Annotated in this window: 19 protein-coding genes; 16 read left to right on the top strand and 3 right to left on the bottom strand. The window is 40.1% G+C overall.

Translation table 11 applies throughout. The features are described 5' to 3' along the window. Positions 1-7 precede the first annotated feature (7 nt). From lspA to L1272_RS03665, 12 genes are all read left to right on the top strand, one after another. Entirely contained in the window at positions 8-508 is a 501-nt protein-coding gene (gene lspA, locus L1272_RS03720) for a signal peptidase II (RefSeq protein WP_054551759.1), read from the top strand. After that, on the top strand, positions 505-945 hold the full coding sequence (gene fkpB / locus L1272_RS03715) for an FKBP-type peptidyl-prolyl cis-trans isomerase (protein ID WP_054551758.1): 441 nt from the start codon (positions 505-507) through the stop codon (positions 943-945). Before lspA ends, fkpB begins: the two co-directional genes overlap by 4 nt. After that, complete coding sequence (ispH, locus tag L1272_RS03710) at positions 945-1874, top strand: 4-hydroxy-3-methylbut-2-enyl diphosphate reductase (RefSeq protein ID WP_235372772.1); 930 nt, start codon at positions 945-947, stop codon at positions 1872-1874. Before fkpB ends, ispH begins: the two co-directional genes overlap by 1 nt. 38 nt (positions 1875-1912) lie before the next feature. Further along, entirely contained in the window at positions 1913-2938 is a 1026-nt protein-coding gene (locus L1272_RS03705) for a sensor histidine kinase (RefSeq protein WP_235372771.1), read from the top strand. Further along, entirely contained in the window at positions 2935-3645 is a 711-nt protein-coding gene (locus L1272_RS03700) for a LytR/AlgR family response regulator transcription factor (RefSeq protein WP_228482538.1), read from the top strand. Before L1272_RS03705 ends, L1272_RS03700 begins: the two co-directional genes overlap by 4 nt. A gap of 183 nt (positions 3646-3828) precedes the next feature. Further along, positions 3829-4383 carry a type IV pilus modification protein PilV gene (gene pilV / locus L1272_RS03695; protein ID WP_194441683.1) on the top strand — a complete coding sequence of 185 codons (555 nt, stop codon included), beginning with the start codon at positions 3829-3831 and terminating at the stop codon, positions 4381-4383. A gap of 1 nt (position 4384) precedes the next feature. Continuing rightward, positions 4385-5380: a PilW family protein gene (locus L1272_RS03690; protein WP_235372770.1), complete on the top strand. Its 996-nt coding sequence runs from the start codon at positions 4385-4387 to the stop codon at positions 5378-5380. Beyond that, complete coding sequence (locus L1272_RS03685) at positions 5368-5850, top strand: pilus assembly PilX family protein (RefSeq protein ID WP_235372769.1); 483 nt, start codon at positions 5368-5370, stop codon at positions 5848-5850. Before L1272_RS03690 ends, L1272_RS03685 begins: the two co-directional genes overlap by 13 nt. 15 nt (positions 5851-5865) lie before the next feature. Further along, the gene (locus L1272_RS03680; RefSeq protein ID WP_235372768.1) at positions 5866-8871 is read left to right on the top strand and encodes a PilC/PilY family type IV pilus protein; all 3006 of its coding nucleotides are present in this window, start codon (positions 5866-5868) and stop codon (positions 8869-8871) included. 416 nt (positions 8872-9287) lie between these two features. Continuing rightward, positions 9288-9800: a pilus assembly PilX family protein gene (locus L1272_RS03675; protein WP_194441679.1), complete on the top strand. Its 513-nt coding sequence runs from the start codon at positions 9288-9290 to the stop codon at positions 9798-9800. A gap of 12 nt (positions 9801-9812) precedes the next feature. After that, positions 9813-12998, top strand: coding sequence for a pilus assembly protein (locus tag L1272_RS03670; RefSeq protein WP_235372767.1), 3186 nt, complete (start codon positions 9813-9815; stop codon positions 12996-12998). A 154-nt stretch (positions 12999-13152) separates the two neighbouring features. After that, entirely contained in the window at positions 13153-13578 is a 426-nt protein-coding gene (locus tag L1272_RS03665; RefSeq protein ID WP_235372766.1) for a type IV pilin protein, read from the top strand. Positions 13579-13584: 6 nt separating this feature from the next. On the opposite strand, the gene L1272_RS03660 is transcribed toward L1272_RS03665, so the two are convergent. After that, positions 13585-14124: a GspH/FimT family protein gene (locus L1272_RS03660; RefSeq protein ID WP_199529258.1), complete on the bottom strand. Its 540-nt coding sequence runs from the start codon at positions 14122-14124 to the stop codon at positions 13585-13587. A gap of 72 nt (positions 14125-14196) precedes the next feature. Further along, positions 14197-14745 carry a GspH/FimT family pseudopilin gene (locus tag L1272_RS03655; protein ID WP_166339017.1) on the bottom strand — a complete coding sequence of 183 codons (549 nt, stop codon included), beginning with the start codon at positions 14743-14745 and terminating at the stop codon, positions 14197-14199. 138 nt (positions 14746-14883) lie between these two features. Here L1272_RS03655 and L1272_RS03650 point away from each other — a divergent pair, with 138 nt between their 5' ends. Then, a complete protein-coding gene (locus tag L1272_RS03650) occupies positions 14884-15222 on the top strand; it encodes a P-II family nitrogen regulator (protein ID WP_054551748.1) in 339 nt (112 codons plus the stop codon). A 97-nt stretch (positions 15223-15319) separates the two neighbouring features. On the opposite strand, the gene L1272_RS03645 is transcribed toward L1272_RS03650, so the two are convergent. Then, positions 15320-16078: an outer membrane protein assembly factor BamD gene (locus L1272_RS03645; RefSeq protein WP_054551747.1), complete on the bottom strand. Its 759-nt coding sequence runs from the start codon at positions 16076-16078 to the stop codon at positions 15320-15322. 129 nt (positions 16079-16207) lie between these two features. Here L1272_RS03645 and rluD point away from each other — a divergent pair, with 129 nt between their 5' ends. From rluD to clpB, 3 genes are all read left to right on the top strand, one after another. Further along, positions 16208-17185 carry a 23S rRNA pseudouridine(1911/1915/1917) synthase RluD gene (gene rluD, locus L1272_RS03640; protein WP_235372765.1) on the top strand — a complete coding sequence of 326 codons (978 nt, stop codon included), beginning with the start codon at positions 16208-16210 and terminating at the stop codon, positions 17183-17185. Positions 17186-17190: 5 nt separating this feature from the next. Beyond that, positions 17191-17913, top strand: coding sequence for a peptidoglycan editing factor PgeF (pgeF, locus tag L1272_RS03635; RefSeq protein WP_235372764.1), 723 nt, complete (start codon positions 17191-17193; stop codon positions 17911-17913). Between the two features lie 99 nt (positions 17914-18012). Further along, positions 18013-20589, top strand: coding sequence for an ATP-dependent chaperone ClpB (gene clpB, locus L1272_RS03630; protein WP_235372763.1), 2577 nt, complete (start codon positions 18013-18015; stop codon positions 20587-20589). The last annotated feature ends 35 nt before the right edge of the window (positions 20590-20624 follow it).

Below are 20624 nucleotides of genomic sequence, written 5' to 3'. Positions count from 1 at the left end.
GTTGTTTGTGAGCAAACTAGCCGGAAAAAGTGGCTTGGTTTGGTTATGGCTTAGTCTACTGCTTTTGGTAGTAGACTATGCGACAAAATCACTTGTCGTTAATACCATGGCCTATCAAGAGTCGATAGATATTCTGCCATTCTTTAACTTCACCTATGTACACAACTATGGTGCGGCATTTAGCTTTTTGAGTGATTCAGGTGGCTGGCAGCGCTGGTTCTTTAGTTTGATTGCAGTGTCGATCAGTGTGCTTTTAGTGTGGTGGCTGAAACGTTTACCTGCGTCTAACAAGGTATTATGTTCTGCTTATGCGTTAGTTTTAGCCGGTGCAATAGGCAATTTATACGACCGAATCGCGTATGGCTATGTTATTGACTTCCTGCATGTATATTACGAAAACTGGCACTTTCCTGTTTTTAATATTGCCGATTGTGCGATTTGTATCGGTGCCGCATTACTTTTATTTGATGCCTTCACAGGCGAAAGTCCTAAGGAGCAACAAGCATGAGCCAAGCTGTAATTGGTGAAAACTCTGAAGTGATCTTTCATTTCTCAATTAAGTTAGAAGATGGCTCAGCAGCCGATTCAACTAAAGTACATAATAAGCCTGCAAAATTGCGAATGGGTGATGGCAGCCTGACAGCAAACTTTGAAAAGTGTTTACTCGGTTTAGCGGCTGGTGAAAGTAAGTCATTTGCATTAGAGCCAGAAGATGCATTTGGTCAGCCAAATCCAGATAACATCTACTATGTTGACCGCAGCAAGTTTGGTGCAGACACGCCTGCTGAAGTAGGTAATATTATTGCCTTTACTCAGCCTGATGGTACAGAGTTACCTGGTCTTGTTCGTGAAGTGCAAGGTGAGTCAGTTACTATTGACTTTAACCACCCACTTGCAGGGCAACGCTTAACCTTTGAAGTCGATATTTTAGAGGTAACAGGTTAATGGATATTTTATTAGCGAACCCACGTGGTTTTTGCGCAGGCGTTGACCGTGCAATCAGTATTGTGGAGCGCGCACTCGATATCTTTGAAAAGCCAATCTATGTGCGTCATGAAGTCGTTCACAACCGATATGTTGTTGATGGCTTGAAAAATCGCGGTGCAGTCTTTGTTGAAGAGCTAGATCAGGTTCCTGACGACAGCATTGTTATCTTTAGTGCGCATGGTGTATCACAAGCTGTTCGAAGCGAGGCAAAGCGTCGTGACCTTAAGGTATTTGATGCAACCTGCCCGTTGGTAACAAAAGTACATATGGAAGTAACACGTGCAAGCCGTAAAGGTACTGAGTGTGTGTTAATTGGCCATCATGGTCATCCAGAAGTAGAAGGTACAATGGGGCAGTACGATAACGAAGCAGGTGGTATTTACTTAGTAGAAACGCCAGAAGATGTTGCAAACTTAACGGTTAAAAACCCTGAGAACCTGTTTTACTGTAGCCAAACAACGTTATCTGTAGATGATACAGCAGATGTGATTGATGCATTACGCACTAAGTTTCCAGCAATTGATGGCCCGCGTAAAGATGACATTTGTTATGCTACGCAAAACCGTCAAGATGCAGTGCGTGACTTAGCTGATAAAGTGGATGTATTGCTTGTAGTTGGGGCTAAAAATAGCTCTAACTCTAATCGTTTACGTGAGCTTGCCGATAAAATGGGCACTATGGCTTATTTGATTGATGATGCAAGTAATGTTGAAGCTGATTGGTTCAACAATGTAAATGCGGTGGGTGTTACTGCAGGTGCATCTGCACCAGAAGTTTTAGTTCAACAAGTTATTGCTCGTCTAAAAGAATTGGGTGGCAATCAAGTTGTTGAAAATCCTGGCGAAGAAGAGAACATAGTATTTGCCGTTCCTGTTGAGCTACGCTAATCTAAGCAAATAGTAGTCAACAGTTAAAAGAGGAGCCCATGAGCAAACAGCCTAATTCAAACGGCTTGCTGATTGCGGCTCTTTTTCAATCTCGTGGTGTCCTTGCCACACTGATCGTCAGCCAAGTCATTGCTATTTTACTCGCCTTTTCACCAATGAGCTTAGGTGATGTTTGGTTACGTCTAGCTATATTTAGCTGCTTTTTACATCTAATTTTTCTTTCAAGCTTGTCGTTACTGTATGTATGCCGGGCTCTACTTACAAAGCTGTCGCACCCTAAACAGTTATTCATTCTGATATCCACTTTACTGGCATTAACGTCTGTTTTTAGCTGGCTGTTTTTGTCTGTGTTTTCAGATGTGTTCGCTATGGAGTCGAGAGCTAACTTTATTGTCAGTAATTTACTGATCATATTTTTGGTCACCGCGTTGTTCAGCCAATTCCTGCTTATTCATAATCAAAAAGAGCAAAAAACGAAAGCGTTAGCGCAGGCTGAACTTGATGCATTACAAGCAAGAATACGCCCTCACTTTTTGTTTAATAGTTTAAACACTGCTGCTGAGCTTACCCATTATGATGCTGAGGCGGCTGAACAAGCAATTTTGGCGCTGGCGGCGCTGTCGCAGGCCGCAATGCGCAGCGGTAAAGCCATAAAGCTTGCTGATGAAATCACTTTATGCCAGCAGTATGTGGCACTTGAACGTTGGCGCTATGGCGAACGCCTAGCATTAAGCTGGAAATTACCTGACGAGTTGCCAGATATAGATATTCCGTGTCTAACAATACAGCCGATTATTGAAAATGCGGTTTTTTATGGCGTAGAGCCAGCAGAGCAGGGCAACATTTCTGTCGAGATGTATCAATCGAACAAAGCTTATACTTTCATTATAACTAACCCTGTAGCGAAGCAAGGGAGCCATTCACGAGCAGGCAACGGTATGGCACTTGAAAACATCCGTCAGCGTTTGTCACTTTTCTATCATCAAAAAGCGCAACTGACTACGACTGTTCGTGATGAGATCTTTAGGGTGAAACTGGTGATACCTAAGAAGAGAAGCGCATGATAAAAATTTTAATTGCTGATGACGAGCCTTTAGCAAGGGCGCGTATTAAACGTTTATTAGCTACCAACGAACTTTGCACAGTTGTAGGTGAAGCCAGTAACGGCGAACAGGTGATTGAACTTTGTAAGCAGCTCCAGCCTGATTTAGTGATGCTGGATATTAATATGCCCAAGCAGTCGGGCCTTGAAGTAGCTGCTGAACTAAAACAGTTTTCGATCCCCCCAGCAGTGATGTTTTTAACAGCGCATCCTGAGTATGCGTTAACTGCATTTGAGCTCGCAGTAGATGGCTATTTAGTTAAACCTGTATCCGAGCAAGCTTTAACAAAAGCAATGGCGCAGCTTAGTAAATTAAACCGAACTCAAGTATTAACACCTGAAAATAACTATATTTGCTATCAACTTGCAGGCGTATTAAGAAGAGTAAATATAGATGATGTTATTTGCTGTATTGCAGAGCAAAAATACACGCGGGTGGTGTTTTTTGAAGGTGAGGCACTTGTTGAGCAAAGTTTAAAACAACTTGAGCAAACCTATCCTCTGCGGCTACTCAGAATTCATCGTAATACACTTGTCAATAAGCAACAAATTGTAAGCCTTAATAGTCCTTCTTCTGGTGGACATACAGTCACGATGAAGCAGTTTAAAGAGCCTTTGTCTGTTAGTCGTCGAGAGCTTAAAAATGTAAAAGCTGTAATGGGTAAATAATAAAAACTCTCAATGCAGCAGCTTATCTCCTAAAGTCCCAGCTTCTTTATTGTTTATTACTTTGCTCTGAAGAAAGTTTCGGTACCGTTTATCGCGCATTATGACCGCTTGTCCATATACAGATTGTTATTTATCTGTGTCGTAATATTCTTATGGTATGTAAAAGTATCAATGAACTTCACCATGATTAAACATTCTGAGCAGAAAGGCTTTACGCTTATTGAAGTGCTTATTGCCTTTGTTATTTTGAGTTTTGGTTTATTAGGTGCCGTGGCCTTACAAGCTAAAGCAAAACAAGCTAGCTTTGATTCAATGCAGCGTGCAGCTGCTGTGGCACTTGGTAATGACATAATCCAACGTATGAGAGCAAATGACTCTTCGGGTTTTGCCGGTTTATACAATGGAGAGTTTAGTAGTCAATCATCAGCCGACAAAGCTCAGGCATGTTTTAACTCCGCTTGTACTGCAAAAAATATAGCTGAGTTTGATAAACAACAATGGATCCGCGCAATTCAAGCTCGTGAAAATACGGGTGCTTTAGATAATGCCACTGTGTGTATAAATAACACCCCAGTCGCAGCAGGAAATGCGAGTGAATTTAATATAAGGGTGGTGATCAGCTGGCAAGGTAGGCAGGAGCAAAAAGCAAATAATGCGACAGCTGCTATTGATTGTGGAACACAAAACGACAAGCGCCGTTTAGTCGTGCTTGAAAGCTACATATACTTAAGGTCATAAGATGAAAAAGCAAACTGGATTTACACTTGTTGAGATGATGGTCGCTTTATTCATTGGCGGCATAGTGCTTGGTGGGGTGATGTTTACTTATTTAAGTATGAAAGTAACAACACGAGACACCATGACGATTGGTGAATTGCAGGAAACAGGTCGGTTAGCTTTAAATATCATGCAGCGTGATATAGAACAGATTGGCTTTTGGGGAACATTCTATGAAGACTCGTTCTCAGATGAAAATACTAATACGGATGCTGTAAATAACCCTACAGGTGACTGCTCAGAAGGCCTCAATAATGCGAGCTTCCCTGCTGACAGTGCAAATAGTAATTTTCGCTCGGTTTATGCAGTAGAAACCTCAGATGGTTCTGCGCTTAGTTGTATCAACAATGCAAAGAAAAATACTGATGTTTTACAGATGAAGTTTCTTGAAGGGCTGCAGATCCAACCTAACCAGACAAGCAAAGACTATTACTACTTCATTGCTGAGCAAGAGCGGGCTGAATTTAGAAAAGGTCCAATTTTGGCCGCATCTATCAATGGTAATGCAACTATATGGCGTTATCGACACCATGTTTACTATATTGTTGAAGACTCATTCAAAATAAATGATCAATCAGTTAAAGTCCCCGTTTTACGCCGAAAACGCCTAACAGTGAAAAAGAAAATGGAAACTGAAAGTGTGATGGAAGGCGTGGAGAATATGCATTTTGTATTTGGTCTAGATACCACGAACAATAGCCGAGTAGATACTTACAAAAGCATAAACCAAATGACAAACAGCGACTGGGAAAATCGAAGAGGCATTTTAACAGTACAAGTTTTTTTACTTGTTAGATCGCTCTTACCGGATTCAAACTTAAAACTAAAAAACCAGACTTACACATTGGGTGAAGATGCCAGTAAGAAAGAGCTGAGTTTCAAAGATAATTTTCGTCGAGCCGTGTTCACAACAACAATACGCTTGAATAATGTTGGAGCAAATTTATGGCGCATCTAACCTTGCAAAGGAAACAACAAGGGGTGGTGTTAATCGTTGCTTTGATCATGGTGGTGGCGGTTACGGGGATTGCAGTAACTCTGTTAAGCAGCAGTAGTGTTGATATAAAAATTACTAATGCAGCTCAAGAGCGGGGAGTAGCTGAAAACGTGTTAATGGGTGATGTACAAAATATTATAGCAAATGAAGCAAGTGCGCGAGGTAACAGCCGCTTTTTCTTAAATAAGGAACAAATTGGTGACGCTGGTATTAACTTAGGTAACCTAGGTGATACTACAAACAGGATGTTTAACAGGAATGAAGGCCCTCTGCCATTGAATTGTCCTAGGCGCTTTGACGATACCGAAGGCTTAAAGTGCAATATGATTGAGATAAATTCAGTTATTAAATATGGTTCGAAAAGTAAGCACAACCTCACTATTACAACAGGAATAGCTCAACAAATGCTGAGCTTAAATAGTGATAATTAATGGAGTAAGGCTAGTATGAAAATCAAATTAAGTAGCCTATTTTTTATTTTTTTTAGTGTTTTCAGCCCAAGTATTTTTGCTGAAGATATTGATCTATATATAAATTATAAAGTTTCGGAAGACGAAAAGTTACGAATTTTACTCGTTTTTGATACATCAAATAGCATGGCATTCTCTATAGAGACGGGCAGAGTCTGTATGAATAAGGGGAAACTCATACTATGTCCCGAAGGAAGTCGATTAGAAGTCGCACAGGAGGCGATGATTAAATTAATTAACGACAATAGTGATATTGAGTTTGGTTTAATGCGGCTTATTAAAGGCACTGGTGGATATATTATTCATGGAATTGGTACAAACCATAAGGCGATTAAAAATACCATAAGAAACTGGGATGTAAATTCTTTACAGGGAGGAACACCCCTTGTTGAAACCATTACAGAAGCGTGGCGATACCTATCGGGCGATGAAATATTCTATGCTAATTTAGTAGACCCCGTTGAACGCGATACTTCTATAGAACAAAGTGGTAAGTATATTTCTCCTTTCAAGCAGAACTCAGGTGATCCAATTCGTTGCGATAATAGCGTTAATATCATTTTGATGACAGACGGTGAGCCTTATTGGGATTTTAATCAAGATGACTTTATTAAACGCTTGTACAAAAGTATTTATGGTACTGAACCAGGAGCAGTTGGGAAGAGTTATTTACCATCAATGGCAACAATTCTTCATGGTAAAGAGAATGAAAAAAGGGATATTTACCCTGCAACAAGTGTTGTAGATGGCGCAAATGTTTACACGATAGGTTTTGGTAAAGGCTTAGCCAAAAACGCAGGAGATATTTTACAGGCGACTGCTGATAATGGGGGGGGTGACTATATTTTCGCAGACTCTCCAGAAGCGCTAAGTGAGGCATTTTCTTATGTTGTTGACAATATTAGAGAGGCTAACTCAACTTTTTCTTCGCCAGCGGTAGCATCAAATAATTCAGATAAATTATCACACCGTGATGCAGTATATTTTCCAATGTTTTTGCCTTCAAATCATGCTCGTTGGAGAGGAAATCTGAAAAAGCTAAAAGTTTCAAATGGTGTAATTATCGGTGCGGATGCTAAACCTGCTCTTGATAGTAATGGCGCAATTTTATCTAAAGCTAAAACATATTGGCAATCAAATGAGAGTCTAAAAGCAGATGGTGGGTTTGTTGATAAAGGAGGTGTTAATTTATTTTTATCAACCCAATCTAGTATCCCTAATAAAGACAGGAAGGTTTTGACAAATGTTTCTGGTGGTCGAATGCTTCCATTTACTGACTATAGAGTCATTATCCATTACGGAAATCGTTTTAAAGCCGCTGAAGATTTTGAGTCTGATCCAGATGAAGTGTTTGATCTTATAGACTGGTCTAGAGGCCGTGATGTTGATGATGAAAATCAAGACGGCCTTACTAATGACACTCGACATGATATTTTTGGAGATGTATTGCATTTTAAACCTGCCACAATAGATTATGGGAATGATGATGTATGCATACTTGTGGGCACTAATGCAGGCTATTTACATATGTTTCAGGATAAAAATGATGTATTGAGTGAAAGCTGGGCATTTATACCAAGAAGTTTATATAAAATTATTAAGCCATTAAGAGATAAAGAAAAACGAAGTAAGGTGTATGGGGTAGATGGCCCAATCTCAATATTCTTTGATGACAAGAATAGCGACGGTGTTGTTAATGGTGCTGATAGGGTGTGGGCATTTTTTGGTTTAAGACGGGGTGGTAATGAATATTATGCACTCAATATTACAAACCCTAATTCGCCGAAGTTAATGTGGGGTGCTCCCATTGTTGGTGGCGCTGCAGGTTTTAAAGAGCTGGCGCAAAGTTGGTCTAAACCAAAGGTTACCTTTATTAATCTTAAAGGCTATGAAAATAGACCTGTTCTGATTTTTGGTGCGGGTTACGACACTAACAAAGATAACTCTATCTCAGCAGACTCAATAGGTCGAGGGTTGTATATTGTTGACGCAGAAACAGGTAAAAGATTATGGGCGTTAACAAACTCAGAAGGTGGCTTTAAAGGTGAGCATAGTATAGCTTCAGACATACATTTACTTGATTCTGACTATGATGGATATACAGACCGATTGTATGCAAGTGACACAGGTGGTGGTATTTGGCGAGTAGATTTAGCTACAAATGACTCTCGTAACTGGACGCACTATCAACTGGCAAAGTTAGGCAATAACAACCGTCGATTTTTTTATGAGCCTTATGTATCTAGAACTCTGTTCAGTAAAGTAACAGAAACAACAATCGATGGTGAAAAAACTTTTTCAAGAATTGATACCCCTTTTGATGCGGTACTTATTGGTAGTGGAGATCGTACTGATCCTTTAAATTTAAAAGTGAGTGACAAACTCTACATGATCCGTGATGCAAATACTGTAACTCGCAGCTTCAAAAATAGCGAGATACCCGAGACAATTAAACAAACAGATTTAATGAATGTTAACAGTGATCCTTTTTCAAAAGTGACTGATAATATACATGACTTTCAAGAATTAGAAGTAGACCTAGCTGGTAAAGATGGGTGGTTTTTCAATTTAGGGTGGGGAGAAAAAGCCACAGCCAAAGCAACTGTAATTGGTGGGATTGCATATTTTACTACTCATAAACCAGATACAAGCTCAAAGTCACGTTTTGAATGCTCTATTGCTGCTGGCCAAGGCTACCTTTATGCTTTTCATCTTCATTACGGAACAAAAGTTTACGATTGGTGGAGGAGCCCAACTGCTTCAGAATTACCCGATACACCGACAATGTATGTGAAAGATGGAAAAGTTTACCTATTTCCATTACCTCCAAAAGATATAAATTGCATTGAAGATTGTGAGAAAATAGAGGTTGGATCTATTAATGGCCCAATGCCGACGATTGATGAAAATGGAAAAGTTCAATTATATGATAAAGAACCTCTTAAATTAAAAGTCAAACAAAGCTATATATATAAACTATAGAGGAATGATAATAGCTTGTAGTTATATATTAAAATCTTATTTTCTTATTTCAGATGGCCCAAATTTATTTGGGCTTTTTTTGTTTAAATGGGTTTTTATTAATAATATAAATTTCTTCAAATTTTTAAATTGTAGGCTCTGTTTTTATAGATTTGCATTTTCATTCCCTCTTTATGGTTAGCTTATGATTTTATTCTTTTTATACTTCTATGTTCTTGAAAATGTTGGATCTTATTTTTTAAATCGTTGTTATCTCATTGTTTAACATTGCTGATTAACATTTTTGGATTGATATTATATATTTTTTATAATAATCTTGTACTAGTATTAATTTGCTAGCTTTTTATAGTGCTTTTGTTTTTGATAGTTGAATTTTCGCTAAGGGTGTTGGGTGGATATTTTTAAATGGGTTGGTTATGGAAAAAGTTTTAATCAATAGAAATAAAAAATATAGCGTTTCAAGTTTGCATAAACAGCAGGGTATTGTACTAGTTATAGCATTGATTATGGTCGTTGCTGTAACAGGTATTGCTGTTACATTGATGAGTAGCAGTAGTGTAGATATTAAAGTTGCAAACTCAGCCCAAGAGCGAGAAACGGCCGAAAATAGTCTAATTGGTATAGTGCAAAAAGTTATCGCTAATGAAGCGGCAGCAGGTGGCAATAGTGCTTTTTTAATGAAAGCATCTGAAATACCTGAGGGAGGTTTTGATATGGATGATATGGATGGCGCATCTAATACTATGACAAACCTAAATAATGGTGTGCTAGATTTACCATGCCCACGTAAATTTAACTTTACTGCCGGTGTATCATGTAACATGGTCCAAGTTGATACCACTATTACTTATGGCACTAAGAGTAAACATACCTTAACGATCAGCACAGGCGTTGCCCAAGAAATGGCTAGCCTCAATACCGGTGGTTAGTGGAGAAAAGTAATGAATATAGAAAAAATTACTCAACGAATATTGCTAGCTTCATTAGCTGTAATTAGTTTTTTGGGCCACGCCGAAGATATAGAGCTTTATGTCAATCATAATGTTGATCTCGATGAGAAACCTCGCGTATTAATTGTATTCGATACTTCTGGAAGTATGGCCTTCTCAACATCGACTGGTAACAGCTGTGGTTACAGTAATTATTCAGGCTATATCCTTTGTTCTGATAGTCGGTTAGGTGTTGCACAAAGTGCTATAACAAGCTTAGTTGAAGGTAATGACGATATTGACTTTGGCTTGATGCGCTTTAATAGTACTGATGGTGGTTATGTATTATCTGGGATAGGTTCGTCTAGTTCCTTCTTAAAACAAACAATTGCCGCCTTACCTGCAAATGGGGGGACCCCTCTAACAGAAACCCTCTGGGAAGCATATCTGTATATTACAGGACAAAATGTTTTTTACGGTGAAAAAGTTAATGAAGCGCTCAGAGATACGTCAATTGAGAAAAGGAAACAGACAGGTAGTTGGTGGAATCCAAAATACGACTATACCTATATTTCTCCATTTGATAACTCCGAAGAAGTTAAGCGTTGTGATAACTCGGTCAATATTATTTATATGACCGATGGTGACCCTTCTGCAGGTTCAGATAATCAACAAGATGGAAATATTAGCAATCTTTTTTACTCTCATTTTGGGACCTACCTTTATAACTCAGATAAAATTGCAGGGGTTCTCCTACACAAGTTAGCTCAGATCATACATGGCACTGATGATGTTGAAGTCGACTTAAGGCCAACCACAACGGATATCCATGAAACAGGGCGTGTATATACCATCGGCTTTGGTAGTGGGATGAGTAATAACGGTAAAACTCTACTTTCGGAAACCGCTCGATTAGGCGGTGGCCAGTACCTGCATGCGAATACGTCGGAGCAATTATCCGAGGCATTGAAAAATACAATCACCCAAATCCGTGAAGTAAATGATAGTTTCACTTCACCGTCAATCGCGAGTAACAATGTTGATCAAACCCGTAGCCGCGAATCGATTTACTACGCTATGTTTTACCCTGAAACGGGTGCGCGTTGGCGTGGAAATTTGAAAAAATTAAAAGTGTCTGGTGATCAAATTGTTGATTCAACAGGTAAATCTGCACTTAATGAAGATGGTTTGATTTCTAATAAAACGAGAACGTTCTGGCTACCAACTAATGAAGAAGCTGATGGAAATACAGTGCAACGTGGTGGCGTAAATCTACATTTAACTAAACTAGCATCGCGAAAGTTATACACAGACGCGGGTAAGTCTAGTCTAGTAGATTTTACAAAAGCAAATGTTTCGAGTGCCTTAGGTGGCGATGAAAAAGCCGCGAAGTTGTTTGGGGTTGATAAGTCACAATTACAAAAAACAATTGATTGGGCGCGCGGGATAGATGTTGATAACGAGGATGGAGATTCTTCATCAGTGGACCAGCGACAAGATATTTTCGGTGATCCGCTACATTCTAAACCCGTTACAATTGATTATGGTAATGATGACATTCGCATTTTAATTGGTACAAATGCAGGCTTTTTACACTTTTTCCAAGATAAAAAGGACGTTCTTAAAGAAAGCTGGGCATTTATTCCAAGTAGTTTGTACAAAATAATTAGGCCGCTACGAGAGAATCAAGCGAACACTAAAGTATATGGTGTTGATGGTCCAATATCTGTATTTTTCGATGACAAAAATAATGATGGTGTGGTAAATGGGAGTGATCGTGTTTGGGCATTTTTTGGTTTGAGGCGTGGTGGTAATTATTACTATGGCTTAGATATTACAAACCCCGACTCACCAAGTTTACTGTGGGATCAACCTATTGAAGGTGGTTCCGGTGACTTCAAAGAGTTAGGTCAAACTTGGTCTAAGCCTACGGTTACCTATATTAATATGGAAGGTTACAAAAACCGCCCTGTATTGATTTTTGGTGCAGGTTACGACACCAACAAGGATAACGTGATCCGAACAGATGATAACGAAGGCCGCGGGATCTATATTGTTGATGCGCAAACAGGAAATAAAATTTGGGCACTAACTCCAACCGAAAACGGTTTTAAAGGTAAGCACAGTATTGCGGCTGATGTTAGTGTTCTTGATTCGGATTATGATGGCTTTGTTGACCGTTTATATGCAACTGACACAGGTGGTGATATTTGGCGAATAGATATGCCGAGTGAAAAACCAAATAGCTCTGATAGTCCCTGGACTCACTTCAAACTTGCAAGCTTGGGCAGTTCTTTGAGTACGCAAGATAGGCGTTTTTTCTACAAGCCGCTGATAGCAAGAACTATGTTCAGTAAGGTAACAGAAACAACTATTAATGGGAAAAAAATATTTTCTCGAAAAGATACACCCTTTGATGCAGTTTTAGTTGGCAGTGGTAATCGTTCAAAGCCAACTTCAACAGTAACTAAGGATCAACTTTTCATGATTCGAGATATTAATACAGTTACTCAATCTTTTGTAGGTAGTGACGTACCCAAAGTAATCACTCAATCTGATTTAATGAATATGGATTCAGATCCATTTGGTAATGCGCTGGATAATGTTGATAAATTTACCAAGCTAGAAGTTGAACTTGGAGCTTATAAAGGCTGGTATTATAACCTCCCGTCAGTGGGAGAAAAATCACTTGCTGCGAGTACAGTTATAGGGGGTGTTGCCTATTTCACAAGCTATACCCCTGCTTCTGCAACCGAGACAACTAACCAGTGCTCGTTAACTGGTGGCTCAGGAAGCGTATATGCCTTTCATTTACACTATGGCACAAAGGTTTACGATAGCCTGAAATTTACTACTTCCAATGATGTTCCGGACACACCTCAGTTGTATTTTGGCGTGGGGAATAGTTGTGTTGATAATAATAATAATGGCTATTGTGATGACTTACCTGATCCTGACAACCCAGATGTCATTAAAGATACTGAAGATAAAGTCGAAGAGTTAAGTCAATTTCTAACAATTGGACCTGGTATTAAGGGGCAAGAAAACCCATTTAAGGTTCAAGAAATCTTAGGTCCAGGTATAACTGTTGAAGACGGTAAAATTAAGCTTGTTAGTGATGCAGTGCCTATTGGCTTTGGCTTTAAAACACAACAAACTTTCATCTACAAGCAAGAGCGAAACGATAATAGCCAATAAAGCACTAAGCGAATGCTCTGCCTTAGATGTTAAGGCAGAGCATGTGGTAGCGATTTGAATACTCGCCTTAATTGCATAATTATTGTTAGCCATCTAAGATAAGAACAAATAGGGGTAATTCCTGTAAAAAAACAATCATATAGGTTTTTAAAAAATGAACTTTATAAGAAAAAAGGGTCATAACGGTTTTACGCTAATCGAGCTTATGATTACTGTAGCTATCTTGGGGATCATCGCGAGCATTGCTATTCCTAGTTATTTTGAGCACGTAAAACGTACTGCTCGAACTGAGGCAATTACTTCGTTATTAGATGCAGCTAATAAGCAAGAGCAGTATTTTGTCGATAATCGAGAATATACAAGCACAATTGCTGATTTAGGTGTTTCTAGTACTACAGAAAATAACTTTTATACCATTAGTGTCGAGGTAGATAATGACGCAGGTACATTTATATTTAAGGCAACACCTGAGTCTGGACCGCCGTTACAGGATAGCGAGTGCAAAACTTTATCTATTTCTGATACGGGTTTAAAAACGTCAACAGGGTCTGCTGATTCAAGCACATGTTGGGGTAAATAAGCTTTATCAATTATCAGTTTGGCATTTATCAGTATCAATTAACCTGACCCGTCCAAATGGACTAACGCTTATAGCAAGCCCTTTGAGGCTTGCTTTACTATATTCTGGGCAGTAGATAAAAGTACCATTACCTAGCCCCATCGGCATACCTGCTGGGCTAAATGTGACTGAATGACGCGGATAAGTCAGCATATCAAATTTATTAATCGCTTCGATTTCCATTAATTTGGTATCACCACTTTCAAATACACCTAGCACGCCTCTGTCTACAAAAACGGTTAACGATTTGTGCCATATAGCTTTGTTGCATCTGTTGTGTTTTAAGGCGCAGAAGGTGACATAGGCATCATTTGTTTGCGCTTTTAGGCGAGTAAACTGCAGCGCTCTTTTCACCGTTTGCATGTTGCTTTCTAAACGGTTTTTGGCCAGAAGTGGCTTATATTCAAATAAGACGAAATGCAGCAGGAGTGATAAAATTGATAACACTATTAGGCTTTCAATTAACGTCGCTCCATTGAGGCTGCGCAGAGTTGTAAATGCCTTCATCCTTGAAGACTCCAAAATTGCGACTGTTTATTTAACTATAATTCGAGAGTGTGGGCTGTCAATTTACCAAGCTTAATTACAGCCATCTGTCGTAGTACCAATATATAAAGCAGTCCCTGAGGTAAATACTTCTAGTTGTTTGTTATTATCGTCATCAGCTTTTGAAGGGCAGTAAGTGAACTTTCCTTGACTTGACGTGAGCATACCGCTGGTATCAAAAATAATAGAATTATCTCCAGTGAAATTTAACTGACTGCTTTCTGGAACTTCTTCCATGACTCTTAAAATGATATCGCCAACTCTTGGGTTATAAACGCCATTTTGATTCGAATCGAAAAAGACGAATACAGTACCTTGGCTCCAATCGTTTAAACATGGAACTCGTCTGTTACTTTCAACTCTTGAAGTGTTGCCACTACAAACAACAATAATTGCATCACTACTTGTTGCTTTTGCGCGTGCAAAACTGAGTGTGCGTTTTAACTCTAACAAATAGCTCTCTGCACGGTCATTTTCAAGCATGTCTGAGCTATCCCAGATCGCAATAGTTGCAATAATACCTACAATAGCAATCGTGACCATTAACTCCAATAATGTAAAACCCTGTTGCAATGATTTCATTGTTGTCTCTATTTTGAATCACTTTGTTTAATAATATCATGATTGCTGATTTAATCACCGTAATTCATAGCTTTGTTTGCCATCAGCAATGGGATTGTCTAAAATCGAGGCAATCGAGAAATAATAAGTAATCCGAAAATGAAAAAAATCGAAGCAATTATTAAACCATTTAAGCTTGATGATGTACGCGAAGCATTATCAGACGTGGGCATCACAGGTATGACGGTTAGCGAAGTTAAGGGTTTTGGCCGTCAAAAAGGGCACACCGAGCTTTATCGCGGTGCTGAGTATATGGTGGACTTTTTACCTAAGGTGAAACTAGATATCGTATTAAGCGATGAAGATGTTGACCGTGCTATCGATGTTATCGTTAAAACATCGCAAACAGGTAAAATTGGTGACGGTAAAATCTTTGTCACTGACGTTGAGCGTGTAGTACGAATTCGTACCGCTGAAGAAGACGAAGATGCGATTTAATTCCAACTGAAACTCGCACCTTGAGGTGGTTTGGGTATATTCGATCGCAAATATTAAAAAAGGCGCCTTAGGCGCCTTTTTTGCTTTTAGTTTATTTTTAACGCTTATTAGCTTCACGTGTTGCTTTAGCGTGTTCACTCAGCTCAGGTAAGCCAAGTTTGTTGTAGCTTTTTTCCATGATCTCTAGCGCTTGATCAAGGTAGCTGCTTTGTGAGTAGTGCTCAACCACGTATTTACCACGGTTTGCTGCAGCAAGGTATGCCTCACGCTCATAGTAGTATTCAGCAACTTTTAACTCATAGCGAGCCATTTTATTCAGTAGCCACACTAAACGTTTTTTCGCTTCTGGCGCATAAGCACTGTTAGGAAAACGTTTTAATAGCGTTGATAAGTCTGTAAATGCGACACGAGTACGGTTTGCATCTCTGTCAGCACGGTCTACACCAAAATATTCTTGGAATGCGTTTTCATCCGCTTTGATGTTTACCAAGCCACGCATGTAGTACATGTAGTCTAAGTCTTTATGGTTTGGGTTTAAGCGAATAAAACGGTCGATTGTTGCGAGTGCTTGCTCAGTATTACCTGCTTGATAATGCGCATACACTAAGTCCATTTGTACTTGTTTTGATAAAGGACCAAAAGGGTAGCGAGAATCAATAGCGCTTAATAGCTCAATTGCACGGGCATATAAGCCAGAATCTAATGTTTGTTTTGCATCTTCATATAAAGCTTGTGCAGATTTATTAGGAACGCGTTGGATATCTTCTTGATCCGGTGCTGATGAACAGGCACCTAAGCCAAGTACAGATACTGAAAAAACTATGGCGAACGCACGTTTCCCTATTTTATTTATCATTTTATTTCTTACCTTCGATGTCTTCGGCTAGGCCAAGTGAGGAAAACCGAGTAAACTATACGTATTATATTAAAGCGATTCTAACCCAGTCGAGCACAGCTTGCACTGGTAAATTGGGTAAAGTTACTAATGTCAGAGCAAATTTCTCTCCAAGCCGAGGTTCCAATTGACCTTGGCGGTAAACGTCTAGACCAAGTATTAGCGCAATTGTTCCCTGATTATTCTCGATCACGTATAAAAACGTGGATTTTGGATGATAAAATCACTGTAAACGGTGAAATATTAAACACACCGCGCGAAAAACTACTCGGTGGCGAAATGGTGAGTGTAGAAACAACCATCGAAGCCCCTCGTGAATATGAGGCACAAAATATCAAATTAAACATCGTTTATGAAGACGATGATATTTTGGTAATTAATAAACCAATGGGATTAGTCGTTCATCCAGGTGCGGGTAACCCAGATGGCACGGTATTAAATGCTTTACTGCACCATTATCCTGACATTATTAATGTACCTCGTGCGGGTATTGTGCATCGTCTAGATAAAGACACTACTGGTTTAATGGTGGTGGCGAAAACAATTCCGGCACAAACACATTTAGTATCTGCATTACAAAAGCGTGAAAACTTCACCCGTGAATACGAAGCAATTTGTAATGGCACAATGACTGCTGGTGGCATGGTTGAAAAACCAATTGGTCGTCATGCAACAAAACGTACTCACATGGCCGTGCATGAAATGGGCAAACCAGCGGTTACGCATTATCGTGTTGCAGAAAAATTCCGTGCACATACACGCTTACGTTTACGCCTAGAAACAGGCCGTACTCACCAAATTCGTGTACACATGGCTTATTTAAACCACCCATTAGTTGGCGACCAACTGTATGGTGATCGTCCGCGCCCGCCAAAAGGTGCTACACCTGAGCTGTTTCAAATGCTACGCGACTTTAAACGCCAAGCATTACATGCTGTTAAGCTATCAATTGCGCACCCAATCACTGGTGAGCTAATGACTTGGCAAGCGCCAATTCCAGATGATATGGCAGCTATGACAGAAGCTTTACGCGCTGATACTAAAGCAAACCCAAATATCGAGTTTTAAGCTTTATGATCACACCAGCATGGACTGCCCCAAACTCTGTTAGCGCACTGAGTACCACCCGACAGGGCGGTGTTTCGGCTGCACCCTTTGATAGTTTTAATGTGGGTTTACATGTTGGTGATGATGAGCAAGCTGTGCTTGCAAATCGCGCCTTACTTACAAATCAGCTGCCAAACCCTGCTGTGTGGTTAAACCAAACACATAGCAGCGATGTAGTCGTGATTGATGAGCAGTCTGATTTAAGCGAACTACGCTCTGCTGATGCGCTTTACACCCGATTAATAAAGCAGCCGCTGGCGATAATGACCGCAGACTGTTTACCAGTATTGCTTTGCTCGAGTTCTGGGGATGAAGTCGCTGCTGTCCATGGTGGCTGGCGTGGTTTAGCGCAAGGTATATTGGCAAACACGGTTTCGCACTTTCAAGCGCCAGCGAGCGATATTATTGCTTGGTTAGGCCCTGCCATTGGTCCTTCGCAATTTGAAGTCGGGCAAGACGTTAAAGAGTGTTTTTGCTTACAAAACCCTGTGCATCAACAAGCCTTTACAGCCAAACATGAAAAATACATGGCTGATATCTACTTACTGGCACGTCAGCAACTGGCACAATTAGGCGTGGTTAAAATATATGGTGGTGAGTACTGTACTGTCACTGATAAATCACAGTTTTTCTCTTATCGCCGCGACGGACAAACAGGCCGTATGGCGAGCTTGATCTGGCGCAATTAATACGCCTTTTATACGATTAAATTTTCTTCTTTTACTTGAACAAATCACTAAGCATACCCATTAATTAAGCAATTAGATTTTTTAATAGGTAAACCTTTTATGCGTTTAGATAGATTTACAAGTAAATTTCAATCTGCGCTTTCAGATGCGCAGTCATTAGCACTTGGGCGCGATCATCAATTTATTGAGCCTGTGCATTTAATGTATTCATTGCTTCAGCAAAATGGTTCAAGCGTGCGTGCGCTACTTGCACAAGCAGGTGTCAGTGCTGATGAGTTAAATACCAAGTTATCTCAAGAAATCGAAAAACTGTTTAAAGTTGAAGGCATTGGTGGCGATGTTCAGCTGTCAAATAACCTGATTTCGTTAATTAACTTATGTGATAAATACGCTCAAAAACGAAAAGATAAATTCATTTCGAGTGAGTTATTTGTCCTTGCCGCGTGTGATGATAAAGGTCCATTAGGCGAAATTTTTAAAGCACTGAATATTACTTCTAGCAAGATTGAATCTGCAATTGAAGCCATTCGTGGCGGCCAAAAAGTAGAAGATCCAAATGCTGAAGAAACTCGTCAGGCATTAAAAAAATTCACCATCGATTTAACTGAGCGAGCAGAGCAAGGTAAGCTTGATCCAGTCATTGGCCGTGATGACGAAATTCGTCGTACTATCCAAGTATTACAACGCCGTACTAAAAATAATCCGGTGTTAATTGGTGAGCCGGGGGTAGGTAAAACGGCAATTGCCGAAGGCCTTGCGCAACGAATTATCAATGGAGAAGTACCTGAAGGCTTAAAAAACAAGCGAGTATTATCGCTTGATTTAGGTGCTTTGGTTGCGGGTGCTAAATACCGTGGTGAATTTGAAGAGCGTTTAAAATCAGTATTGAATGAACTTGCCAAAGAAGAAGGTCAAGTCATCCTTTTTATTGATGAAATTCATACTATGGTAGGCGCAGGTAAAACAGACGGTGCAATGGATGCGGGTAATATGTTAAAGCCTGCACTTGCCCGTGGTGAGTTACATTGCGTGGGTGCCACAACCCTTGATGAGTATCGTCAATACATCGAAAAAGATGCGGCACTTGAGCGTCGTTTCCAAAAAGTGTTTGTTGATGAACCATCGGTTGAAGACACCATTGCGATTTTACGTGGTTTAAAAGAGCGTTATGAGCTGCATCACTCAGTTGATATTACCGATCCGGCTATTGTTGCTGCGGCGCAGTTGTCGCACCGTTACATCAGCGATCGCCAATTACCAGATAAGGCAATAGATTTAATTGACGAAGCGGGTTCTTCAATTCGTTTGCAAATTGACTCAAAACCTGAGTCTTTAGATAAGCTAGAACGTCGTATTATTCAGTTAAAACTGGAAGACAATGCGCTGGCGAAAGAAAAAGACGAAGCGAGTCAAAAGCGCCGCACCGAAATGCAAGAGCTGATCACTGAACTTGAAGCACAATACCGCGAGCTAGACGAAGTGTGGAATGCCGAGAAGGCCTCATTGCAAGGCACGCAAGTTATTAAAGCTGAGCTTGAGCAAGCGCGCCTTGATTTAGAAGTGGCACGTCGTGCTAGTGATTTACAGCGCATGTCTGAACTACAATATGGTCGTATACCTGAGCTTGAGCGTAAACTCGACCTTGCTTCGCAAGCTGAAATGCAAGAAATGAGCTTGCTTAAAAACCAAGTAGGTGAAGACGAAATTGCGGAGATTTTATCGCGCTGGACAGGCATTCCGGTATCGAAAATGCTGCAAGGTGAACGTGAAAAACTACTGCAAATGGAAGATCAATTACATCACAAAGTGATTGGTCAAGATGAAGCCGTTGTCGCTGTTGCGAATGCAATTCGTCGCTCTCGCGCTGGGCTTGCTGATCCAAATCGCCCAATCGGTTCATTTCTATTCTTAGGCCCAACAGGGGTGGGTAAAACTGAGCTGACAAAAGCACTAGCCAGCTTTATGTTTGACACTGAAGATGCCTTGGTGCGCATTGATATGTCGGAGTTTATGGAGAAACACTCGGTGGCACGTTTAGTCGGTGCACCTCCGGGTTATGTTGGCTATGAAGAGGGCGGCTATTTAACTGAAGCTGTACGCCGTCGTCCGTATTCAGTCATTTTATTGGATGAGGTCGAAAAAGCGCACCCTGATGTATTTAACATCTTACTGCAAGTGCTTGATGATGGCCGCTTAACAGATGGTCAGGGTCGCACCGTTGATTTTAAAAATACGGTGATCATCATGACCTCTAACTTGGGTTCAGATATTATCCAAGAGCAAGCGGGTTCAAATGATTATGCCGGGTTGAAAGAAAAAGTGATGGGTGTATTGGTCAGTCAGTTCCGCCCTGAGTTTATTAACCGCATCGACGAAACCGTGGTATTCCACCCACTTGCTAATGAGCACATTAAAGAAATTGCTGATATTCAGTTAAGTAAGCTACGTGAGCGATTAACTGAAAAAGGCTACATTCTTGAAGTTACAGATGCAGCTTTAGACCGCATCGCAGAAAGTGGTTTTGATCCTGTGTATGGTGCAAGGCCTTTAAAACGTGCTATTCAACATACCATTGAAAACCCATTAGCACAGCGATTATTAGGCGGGGATTACCAGCCAGGTGCCATCATTCATATTGATGCTGATGAGAATGGACTTGTATTCTCGAGTCGTTAATTAGCCTAAAAAACAAAAGCCGCATCATTTATGAT

The organism is Pseudoalteromonas sp. PAST1 (assembly GCF_021532515.1).
GTDB classification, from domain to species: domain Bacteria; phylum Pseudomonadota; class Gammaproteobacteria; order Enterobacterales; family Alteromonadaceae; genus Pseudoalteromonas; species Pseudoalteromonas simplex.
Note: the sequence above shows the minus strand (reverse complement) of the source record. Positions and strands in the feature narration are given on the sequence as shown.

Excerpts from the sequence above, each read along its gene's own strand:
- L1272_RS03705 (WP_235372771.1), top strand. The coding sequence starts at position 1,913 with ATGAGCAAACAGCCTAATTCAAACGGCTTGCTGATTGCGGCTCTTTTT.
- L1272_RS03690 (WP_235372770.1), top strand. The coding sequence starts at position 4,385 with ATGAAAAAGCAAACTGGATTTACACTTGTTGAGATGATGGTCGCTTTA.
- rluD (WP_235372765.1), top strand. The coding sequence starts at position 16,208 with ATGTCAGAGCAAATTTCTCTCCAAGCCGAGGTTCCAATTGACCTTGGC.
- L1272_RS03670 (WP_235372767.1), top strand. The coding sequence starts at position 9,813 with ATGAATATAGAAAAAATTACTCAACGAATATTGCTAGCTTCATTAGCT.
- L1272_RS03685 (WP_235372769.1), top strand. The coding sequence starts at position 5,368 with ATGGCGCATCTAACCTTGCAAAGGAAACAACAAGGGGTGGTGTTAATC.
- L1272_RS03680 (WP_235372768.1), top strand. The coding sequence starts at position 5,866 with ATGAAAATCAAATTAAGTAGCCTATTTTTTATTTTTTTTAGTGTTTTC.
- ispH (WP_235372772.1), top strand. The coding sequence starts at position 945 with ATGGATATTTTATTAGCGAACCCACGTGGTTTTTGCGCAGGCGTTGAC.
- L1272_RS03655 (WP_166339017.1), bottom strand. The coding sequence starts at position 14,745 with ATGAAATCATTGCAACAGGGTTTTACATTATTGGAGTTAATGGTCACG.
- L1272_RS03660 (WP_199529258.1), bottom strand. The coding sequence starts at position 14,124 with ATGAAGGCATTTACAACTCTGCGCAGCCTCAATGGAGCGACGTTAATT.
- pgeF (WP_235372764.1), top strand. The coding sequence starts at position 17,191 with ATGATCACACCAGCATGGACTGCCCCAAACTCTGTTAGCGCACTGAGT.
- L1272_RS03665 (WP_235372766.1), top strand. The coding sequence starts at position 13,153 with ATGAACTTTATAAGAAAAAAGGGTCATAACGGTTTTACGCTAATCGAG.
- L1272_RS03650 (WP_054551748.1), top strand. The coding sequence starts at position 14,884 with ATGAAAAAAATCGAAGCAATTATTAAACCATTTAAGCTTGATGATGTA.
- L1272_RS03675 (WP_194441679.1), top strand. The coding sequence starts at position 9,288 with ATGGAAAAAGTTTTAATCAATAGAAATAAAAAATATAGCGTTTCAAGT.
- fkpB (WP_054551758.1), top strand. The coding sequence starts at position 505 with ATGAGCCAAGCTGTAATTGGTGAAAACTCTGAAGTGATCTTTCATTTC.
- pilV (WP_194441683.1), top strand. The coding sequence starts at position 3,829 with ATGATTAAACATTCTGAGCAGAAAGGCTTTACGCTTATTGAAGTGCTT.
- L1272_RS03700 (WP_228482538.1), top strand. The coding sequence starts at position 2,935 with ATGATAAAAATTTTAATTGCTGATGACGAGCCTTTAGCAAGGGCGCGT.
- clpB (WP_235372763.1), top strand. The coding sequence starts at position 18,013 with ATGCGTTTAGATAGATTTACAAGTAAATTTCAATCTGCGCTTTCAGAT.
- L1272_RS03645 (WP_054551747.1), bottom strand. The coding sequence starts at position 16,078 with ATGATAAATAAAATAGGGAAACGTGCGTTCGCCATAGTTTTTTCAGTA.